The organism is Arthrobacter sp. TB 26 (genome assembly GCF_000427315.1).
GTDB lineage: Bacteria > Actinomycetota > Actinomycetes > Actinomycetales > Micrococcaceae > Arthrobacter.
Map to the genome: position 1 here is coordinate 1 of NZ_AUPJ01000264.1, position 9,314 is coordinate 9,314.

The 9,314-nt window shown below is 58.3% G+C and carries 2 protein-coding genes and 3 rRNA genes; all 5 read left to right on the plus strand.

Going from position 1 to position 9,314, the window contains the following annotated elements:
- The first annotated feature begins 131 nt into the window (after positions 1-131).
- Positions 132-1,655: ribosomal RNA gene (locus tag K789_RS0109665) — 16S ribosomal RNA — on the plus strand.
- Between the two features lie 515 nt (positions 1,656-2,170).
- A 23S ribosomal RNA gene (locus tag K789_RS0109670) occupies positions 2,171-5,305 on the plus strand.
- 188 nt (positions 5,306-5,493) lie between these two features.
- Positions 5,494-5,610 (plus strand): 5S ribosomal RNA (rrf, locus tag K789_RS0109675).
- The 16S, 23S and 5S rRNA genes sit together here, the layout of an rRNA operon.
- A gap of 262 nt (positions 5,611-5,872) precedes the next feature.
- Positions 5,873-7,852 carry a hypothetical protein gene (locus K789_RS24550; protein ID WP_084507415.1) on the plus strand — a complete coding sequence of 660 codons (1,980 nt, stop codon included), beginning with the start codon at positions 5,873-5,875 and terminating at the stop codon, positions 7,850-7,852.
- Between the two features lie 987 nt (positions 7,853-8,839).
- On the plus strand, positions 8,840-9,314 hold a 475-nt coding region (locus K789_RS24555), incomplete at its 3' end, for a hypothetical protein (protein ID WP_157835685.1).

The following is a 9,314-nucleotide window of genomic DNA, read 5'->3' on the forward strand; positions in this document are numbered from 1 at the left end:
ATTGTATTGAATTGGTTGAATTGACTGGATCCGCCACCCCGTGGTGTGGTCTGGTTTTTACAGCTGGTTTCAAATTTTGTGCAGCCGGCACGTCCCGTTTTCCCGGGGGTGTTGGTTGTGTCTGTTTTACTTCAACGGAGAGTTTGATCCTGGCTCAGGATGAACGCTGGCGGCGTGCTTAACACATGCAAGTCGAACGATGAACCTCACTTGTGGGGGGATTAGTGGCGAACGGGTGAGTAACACGTGAGTAACCTGCCCTTAACTCTGGGATAAGCCTGGGAAACTGGGTCTAATACCGGATATGACTCCTCATCGCATGGTGGGGGGTGGAAAGCTTTATTGTGGTTTTGGATGGACTCGCGGCCTATCAGCTTGTTGGTGAGGTAATGGCTCACCAAGGCGACGACGGGTAGCCGGCCTGAGAGGGTGACCGGCCACACTGGGACTGAGACACGGCCCAGACTCCTACGGGAGGCAGCAGTGGGGAATATTGCACAATGGGCGAAAGCCTGATGCAGCGACGCCGCGTGAGGGATGACGGCCTTCGGGTTGTAAACCTCTTTCAGTAGGGAAGAAGCGAAAGTGACGGTACCTGCAGAAGAAGCGCCGGCTAACTACGTGCCAGCAGCCGCGGTAATACGTAGGGCGCAAGCGTTATCCGGAATTATTGGGCGTAAAGAGCTCGTAGGCGGTTTGTCGCGTCTGCCGTGAAAGTCCGGGGCTCAACTCCGGATCTGCGGTGGGTACGGGCAGACTAGAGTGATGTAGGGGAGACTGGAATTCCTGGTGTAGCGGTGAAATGCGCAGATATCAGGAGGAACACCGATGGCGAAGGCAGGTCTCTGGGCATTAACTGACGCTGAGGAGCGAAAGCATGGGGAGCGAACAGGATTAGATACCCTGGTAGTCCATGCCGTAAACGTTGGGCACTAGGTGTGGGGGACATTCCACGTTTTCCGCGCCGTAGCTAACGCATTAAGTGCCCCGCCTGGGGAGTACGGCCGCAAGGCTAAAACTCAAAGGAATTGACGGGGGCCCGCACAAGCGGCGGAGCATGCGGATTAATTCGATGCAACGCGAAGAACCTTACCAAGGCTTGACATGAACCGGAAATACCTGGAAACAGGTGCCCCGCTTGCGGTCGGTTTACAGGTGGTGCATGGTTGTCGTCAGCTCGTGTCGTGAGATGTTGGGTTAAGTCCCGCAACGAGCGCAACCCTCGTTCTATGTTGCCAGCGCGTTATGGCGGGGACTCATAGGAGACTGCCGGGGTCAACTCGGAGGAAGGTGGGGACGACGTCAAATCATCATGCCCCTTATGTCTTGGGCTTCACGCATGCTACAATGGCCGGTACAAAGGGTTGCGATACTGTGAGGTGGAGCTAATCCCAAAAAGCCGGTCTCAGTTCGGATTGGGGTCTGCAACTCGACCCCATGAAGTCGGAGTCGCTAGTAATCGCAGATCAGCAACGCTGCGGTGAATACGTTCCCGGGCCTTGTACACACCGCCCGTCAAGTCACGAAAGTTGGTAACACCCGAAGCCGGTGGCCTAACCCCTTGTGGGAGGGAGCTGTCGAAGGTGGGACTGGCGATTGGGACTAAGTCGTAACAAGGTAGCCGTACCGGAAGGTGCGGCTGGATCACCTCCTTTCTAAGGAGCGCCTACAATCACCGTGCCTCATGTATGTGGGTGTGGCGGGGTTGTCAGGAGTACGCCCGTTGCGCAGACGCTAGTTCTGCGGCGGGTGCTCACGGGTGGAATATCAACAAATAGGTGCCTGGCGGCATGTGCCGGCAGCAAGTACGGATCTTCCTTCGGGCGGGTCCTGGAACGCGGCTGGAATGTTTCGCTGGGTAGTGTTTGGCACACTGTTGGGTCCTGAGGCAACAGGACCATGGCTCATGGCCGGGTTCCCTTACGGGGGAGTCTCCGGTGGTGGGGTGTGGGACTTGTGTTTCTGGTTTCCTGGCTGCACCGATCATGCACTGTTGTGTGTGTGGGGTGTGTGGTATGGGGTTGTTGTTTGAGAACTACATAGTGGACGCGAGCATCTTTTATAAGAAGCAATTTCCAAGAATATGAACCTGGATCTGACCTGGGCGCCTTTTGGGTGTGTGGGTTGGTTTTCGTGGTTCTCTCGAAAATTAGTTTTTTTGATCTTTTGTGGTCAAGTTTTTAAGAGCACACGGTGGATGCCTTGGCATTAGGAGCCGAAGAAGGACGTAGGAATCTGCGATAAGCCTGGGGGAGTCGATAACCGGACTGTGATCCCAGGGTGTCCGAATGGGGAAACCCCGCCAGGGGCGCGAGCTGCCTGGTGACCCGCATCTGAACACATAGGGTGCGTGGAGGGAACGCGGGGAAGTGAAACATCTCAGTACCCGCAGGAAGAGAAAACAATAGTGATTCCGTCAGTAGTGGCGAGCGAACGCGGATCAGGCTAAACCGTTCCATGTGTGATAGCCGGCGGGCGTTGCATGGTCGGGGTTGTGGGACTTCCCATTCTGTCTCTGCCGGGACAGTGGGGTGTGTAGTGCAGGCATAGGTGAACGGTCTTGAAAGGCCGGCCAGAGAGGGTGTGAGCCCCGTAACCGAAATGTTGTGTACCGCCCGGGGAGTATCCCAAGTAGCACGGGGCCCGAGAAATCCCGTGCGAATCTGTCAGGACCACCTGATAAGCCTAAATACTCCCTAATGACCGATAGCGGACCAGTACCGTGAGGGAAAGGTGAAAAGTACCCCGGGAGGGGAGTGAAACAGTACCTGAAACCGTGTGCTTACAATCCGTCGGAGCCAGTCTGATTCTGGTGACGGCGTGCCTTTTGAAGAATGAGCCTGCGAGTTAGTGTTACGTCGCGAGGTTAACCCGTGTGGGGAAGCCGTAGCGAAAGCGAGTCTGAATAGGGCGTTGCAGTGGCGTGATCTAGACCCGAAGCGAAGTGATCTACCCATGGCCAGGTTGAAGCGACGGTAAGACGTCGTGGAGGACCGAACCCACTTCAGTTGAAAATGGAGGGGATGAGCTGTGGGTAGGGGTGAAAGGCCAATCAAACTTCGTGATAGCTGGTTCTCCCCGAAATGCATTTAGGTGCAGCGTTGCGTGTTTCTTACCGGAGGTAGAGCTACTGGATGGCTAATGGGCCCTACAAGGTTACTGACGTCAGCCAAACTCCGAATGCCGGTAAGTGAGAGCGCAGCAGTGAGACTGTGGGGGATAAGCTTCATAGTCGAGAGGGAAACAGCCCAGACCACCAACTAAGGCCCCTAAGCGTGTGCTAAGTGGGAAAGGATGTGGAGTTGCGAAGACAACCAGGAGGTTGGCTTAGAAGCAGCCATCCTTAAAAGAGTGCGTAATAGCTCACTGGTCAAGTGATTCCGCGCCGACAATGTAGCGGGGCTCAAGTACACCGCCGAAGTTGTGGATTTCAGATATTAGCTAAGCCGCCCCTTGTGGGTTGGTTCAGGCGTCTGGAGTGGTAGGGGAGCGTCGTGTGGGCAGTGAAGTCGCGGTGTAAACCAGCGGTGGAGCCTACACGAGTGAGAATGCAGGCATGAGTAGCGAAAGACGGGTGAGAAACCCGTCCGCCGAATGATCAAGGGTTCCAGGGTCAAGCTAATCTGCCCTGGGTAAGTCGGGACCTAAGGCGAGGCCGACAGGCGTAGTCGATGGACAACGGGTTGATATTCCCGTACCGGCGAAAAACCGCCCATGCTGAACAGGGGATACTAACCGCCCAATACCTGCCTGACACCCCTTGTGGGTGAAGGGTTTTGGTGGAGCGCGGGACCTGATCCTGGGAGGCAAGCGTATTAACAGGTGTGACGCAGGAAGGTAGCCGAGCCGGGCGATGGTTGTCCCGGTCTAAGGATGTAGGGCGAACGGTAGGCAAATCCGCCGTTCATGATGCCTGAGACCCGATGGGACTCCCGTAAGGGGGGATTCGGTGATCCTATGCTGCCTAGAAAAGCATCGACGCGAGGTTTTAGCCGCCCGTACCCCAAACCGACACAGGTGATCAGGTAGAGAATACTAAGGCGATCGAGAGAATTATGGTTAAGGAACTCGGCAAAATGCCCCCGTAACTTCGGGAGAAGGGGGGCCCCCATCGTGATGGACACTTGCTGTCCGGAGCGTGCAGGGGCCGCAGAGACCAGGGGGAAGCGACTGTTTACTAAAAACACAGGTCCGTGCGAAGTCGCAAGACGATGTATACGGACTGACTCCTGCCCGGTGCTGGAAGGTTAAGAGGACCGGTTAGCCGCAAGGCGAAGCTGAGAATTCAAGCCCCAGTAAACGGCGGTGGTAACTATAACCATCCTAAGGTAGCGAAATTCCTTGTCGGGTAAGTTCCGACCTGCACGAATGGAGTAACGACTTCCCCGCTGTCTCAACCATAAACTCGGCGAAATTGCAGTACGAGTAAAGATGCTCGTTACGCGCAGCAGGACGGAAAGACCCCGAGACCTTTACTATAGTTTGGTATTGGTGTTCGGAGTGGCTTGTGTAGGATAGGTGGGAGACGTTGAAGCCCGGACGCCAGTTCGGGTGGAGTCATCGTTGAAATACCACTCTGGTCACTTTGGACATCTAACTTCGGCCCGTAATCCGGGTCAGGGACAGTGCCTGATGGGTAGTTTAACTGGGGCGGTTGCCTCCTAAAAAGTAACGGAGGCGCCCAAAGGTTCCCTCAGCCTGGTTGGCAATCAGGTGTCGAGTGTAAGTGCACAAGGGAGCTTGACTGTGAGAGAGACATCTCGAGCAGGGACGAAAGTCGGGACTAGTGATCCGGCGGTACATTGTGGAATGGCCGTCGCTCAACGGATAAAAGGTACCTCGGGGATAACAGGCTGATCTTGCCCAAGAGTCCATATCGACGGCATGGTTTGGCACCTCGATGTCGGCTCGTCGCATCCTGGGGCTGGAGTAGGTCCCAAGGGTTGGGCTGTTCGCCCATTAAAGCGGTACGCGAGCTGGGTTTAGAACGTCGTGAGACAGTTCGGTCCCTATCCGCTGCGCGCGCAGGAAATTTGAGAAGGGCTGTCCTTAGTACGAGAGGACCGGGACGGACGAACCTCTGGTGTGTCAGTTGTACTGCCAAGTGCACCGCTGATTAGCTACGTTCGGATGGGATAACCGCTGAAAGCATCTAAGCGGGAAGCTCGCTTCGAGATGAGATTTCCATACACCTTGTGTGTGAGAGGCCCCCAGCCAGACCACTGGGTTGATAGGCCGGATGTGGAAGCGAGGACTAACGACTCGTGAAGCTGACCGGTACTAATAGGCCGATAACTTACACCACACACCACCCCGCGAACCCATTCAAAAGGGGTTCGCACCCAGGGGTGGTACGAAGAAACAAGACTGCTTGCGTCCACTATGTGGTTCCCAAACAACAAACCCGTTGTTCGAGGAACCAAACCAACTGAATAACACCACAGTTGTAACACCAGATTTCCCACCCCCCCACGGGGGTTCGGGACACAAGGTTACGGCGGTCATAGCGTGGGGGAAACGCCCGGTCCCATTCCGAACCCGGAAGCTAAGACCCACAGCGCCGATGGTACTGCACCCGGGAGGGTGTGGGAGAGTAGGTCACCGCCGGAACATCATTAAACGGTCGAGGACCCCCAACCATGTTGGGGGTCCTCCCGCATTTAACCCCCACCAACAAGCGCGGCAAGAAGACACTGCCCGATTCCGTCGCGCCAGGCTGCGAAAGGCCCTGAGGCTTCACTAATTTGGAGAAGCGGCTTATGAGTGTTTTCTCTCCTTCATTCCACCTTTTCGTGTAGCCTCGTGAGCGTGCAGCAGAGGCGCGCAGAATTGGGTGACGCGGTATCGTCATTACTTGGGGGAATGAATCAATATGAAAGTTTTTGGCAACCCGGCCGGGGCAGTTCTTCTGGCCATTGCGTTGTTAGCGACTTCGGTGCAGGCCGCCGCAGCAAGTCCGCTGGCATTAGTTGCGGGCGGGCCAGCTGGCGCTGTTCTTAGCCCTTCTCCGTCCGTCACGGAGGCGCCGTCGATCACGGATGAACCGACTCCGTCCGTGACGGCTGCACCCGTTGTTACGGTGCAACCGACACCCGGCGTCAAGGACCCCGCTAGCCCGGCGCCGCAGCCGACGACGGATGAATCGGCTGCTTCCGATCCGGCTGTTGAACCGTCCACGGACGCTAAGGGTGTACCTCAGGGGGAGCCCGTTCCCGCGGACACCGGCCGGGCGGCGCTCGGCGTCGGAGGAAGCGCCATCAGTGTGCGGTGGGCGGGACTGGGCGGCGCGACAGGACCGCTGGGAAACCCCGTGTCCGATGTGTTCTGTGGACTGAAGAACGCCGGCTGCGCCCAGCGGTTCGAGCGTGGGGCCATCCACTGGTCGGCCGCCACGGGCGCTCACCCCACCAGATCTGCCATAGCAGAACGGTGGGCCAGTTTGAACTGGGAATCCGGCATGCTGGGCTACCCGCTGGACGCTCAATATTGTGGTCTTCGCGATAACGGTTGCGTGCAGCATTTCGAAGGGGGTGCCGTGCATTGGTCAGCTGCATCCGGTGCCAACCCCACTCGTGCGGCAATTGCGGATCGTTGGGCTGCGCTGAACTGGGAAGCAGGTCGGTTGGGATATCCCCTCACCGCAGAAATTTGCACGTTGCGTGACTCCGGCTGCGTCCAGAGGTTCCAGGGTGGCGCCGTGTACTGGTCGGCCGCTGGAGGCGCCCACGCTGTGTGGGGTTCCATTCTGGGCGGGTACGCAGGGATGAACTGGGAGGCCGGACGTCTCGGCTATCCCACCGGTCCGGAGTCCTGCGGGTTGCGGGACAACGGCTGTTTGCAGCGATTTGAGAACGGCGCCATGCACTGGTCGCCGGCCTCGGGTGCATACGGCACTACTGCTGGCATCGCAGAGAGATGGGCCAGTCTCAACTGGGAATCAGGTCCTCTCGGGTATCCCGTGAGCCGTGAATTCTGTGGACTGCAAAACGACGGCTGCGTGCAGCGATTCCAAGGTGGTGCTGTTTACTGGTCGCCTTTCGGCGGGGCTCAACCCATTTGGGGGGCAATCCTCGGGACCTACGCCAGCAGGGGGTGGGAACACGGTTCGTTGGGTTATCCCATTGGTCCGGAACGTTGCGGCGGCGCCTGCGTCCAGGAGTTCCAATTCGGTCGTTTGACGTGGAGTTCCACGAAGGGAATTGACTTCCACCTGAGGTCGGATGGCTACTGCGCTGCTCTAAATCGGGGAAGTATCCGCTACGATGCCAGCTCTGCATCCCGTGTCTCGTTCGCAATCGCCGAAGGCTACCCGGACCAAGGCATCAATTTCACGACCTGCGTGCGCGAGGGCGGGTCGTTCAGGCTGGAATGGGTGGTCCCGGGTTTTGCAGGTGAAAGCGGTTTCGCACGCCCGGGCGTGGCGTCCGGCCCGACCATCAACAAATTCTCTCCCACTGGAGCATTTACAGTGACCGAAGCCTTTGGCTTGGGTGACCCCGGCACGTCACTGTACTACCGACAGCTGAATCCGTATTCCCGGTGGGGCGGCCGACTCAACGGCAATTACAATAAGTACTTCGAATCGAGTGCAGATGTTTTTCCTGACGAGAACATGTGGTATTATGCCACGCGTTGGTCCCACGACTATAGGCAGGGAGTTGTGATCAACTACAACCGACCGCCGGATTCCCCGATTGTTCCCAACGCTGGATTCGCGATCTTCCTCCACGCCAACAAAGTTCCTACCTGGGGATGTATATCTCTCGACGAAACTGACATCGTTAGGTATCAGCGTTCAGCGGTTCCGGGTGACAAGATCGTGATGGGAGTTGTGGATGATGTCTTCTGGTGATTCCCGGCGCACCCACCGATTGGCTGTTCTATTCCTCGCCAGCCTGGCTTTATCATCCTGCACTGGACCAGTATCCTCGCCGGCCGGGGAGGGACCGGCATCCGGTGGAAGCAGCAGTCAAGCTGGTTCGCCCGCCAGCCAGTCCCCGACGCCCAGTATTGCGCACGACGGGTCAACGGTTCTGCCTACCAGCGAGGTTGGCTGTTTTCGGCTGTCCCCGGAGCTGATCCAACAAGTACTGGGCAGTGCAGCCGCCGGGCTCCAGCCCGCGGAGTCCGACGGCAATGTCGATCCCAACGGTATCCGACGCGAAAGCTGTATATATCCGCTGGACGCTGAGCGCACCACAACGCACGCTGTGGTGCTGGAAGTGACGACCTTTCCCTCGGCCGAAGGACTTCGAGCCTCAGCCCCCTTCGAATCCCTTAACGCTCCCGTCGACGTTCCTGGCGTTGAGGGGACGGCCAGATTCGCCCGGAACGAACTCAACGGTTCGACTGAATACGTCCTGGTCATCGCTGACGGCACGAAACTGACTCGGCTCATTGTTTCCCGCCCGCCCGCCGTATCCTGGAGCACGGAGGATGCCCTCGCAGCGCTAAGGCGGTTGGCAGCTCCAAGCTGAACCTACTGAGTAGGCTCGACTACAATAGAGGCTGGCCTCGCGGGCGCGCCGTTCACGGAGCGTTTGTCGTCAGGCAGGAAGCAACTAGAGTAGTACGGCTGCGAGCGTGCCAGTCGGGGGCTCGCAACAGGAGGAATCCAGCATGGCTGAGCACAACGACGGTAATCGCGGCGGTAATCGCGGCGGCAACGACCGCGGCAACTTTGGTGGCGGACGCAGTTCGGGCGGCGGAGGATTCCGCGGCACCAACAATTCCGGCGGTGACCCCCGCGGGTACCGTGCTCGCGATGACCAGGGGGCCCAGGGGGCGCGGCCTTCCTCCAACGATCGTGACCGCAAGCCTTTTGGCGACCGTCCGGCACGTGAAAGCGATCGCAAGCCCTTCAGCGGTGGCGGGGATCGTAAGCCGCCTTATAGCGGTGGTGGCGATCGTGATCGTAAGCCGTATGGTGACCGTGGCCCGCGTGAGGGTGGCGGGGAGCGTCGCAGCTTCGGTGCCGGTGCCGGTGGCGATCGTGATCGTAAGCCGCCTTATAGCGGTGGTGGCGATCGTGATCGTAAGCCGTATGGTGACCGTGGCCCGCGTGAGGGTGGCGGGGAGCGTCGCAGCTTCGGTGCCGGTGCAGGTGATCGTAAGCCGCCGTACAGCGGTGGTGGCGATCGTGATCGTAAGCCGCCGTACAGCGGTGGTGGCGATCGTGATCGTAAGCCGCCGTACAGCGGTGGTGGCGATCGTGATCGTAAGCCGTACGGTGACCGTGGCCCGCGTGAGGGTGGCGCGGAGCGTCGCAGCTTCGGTGCCGGTGCAGGTGATCGTAAGCCGCCGTACAGCGGTGG

Excerpts from the sequence above, each read along its gene's own strand:
- K789_RS24550 (WP_084507415.1), top strand. The coding sequence starts at position 5,873 with ATGAAAGTTTTTGGCAACCCGGCCGGGGCAGTTCTTCTGGCCATTGCG.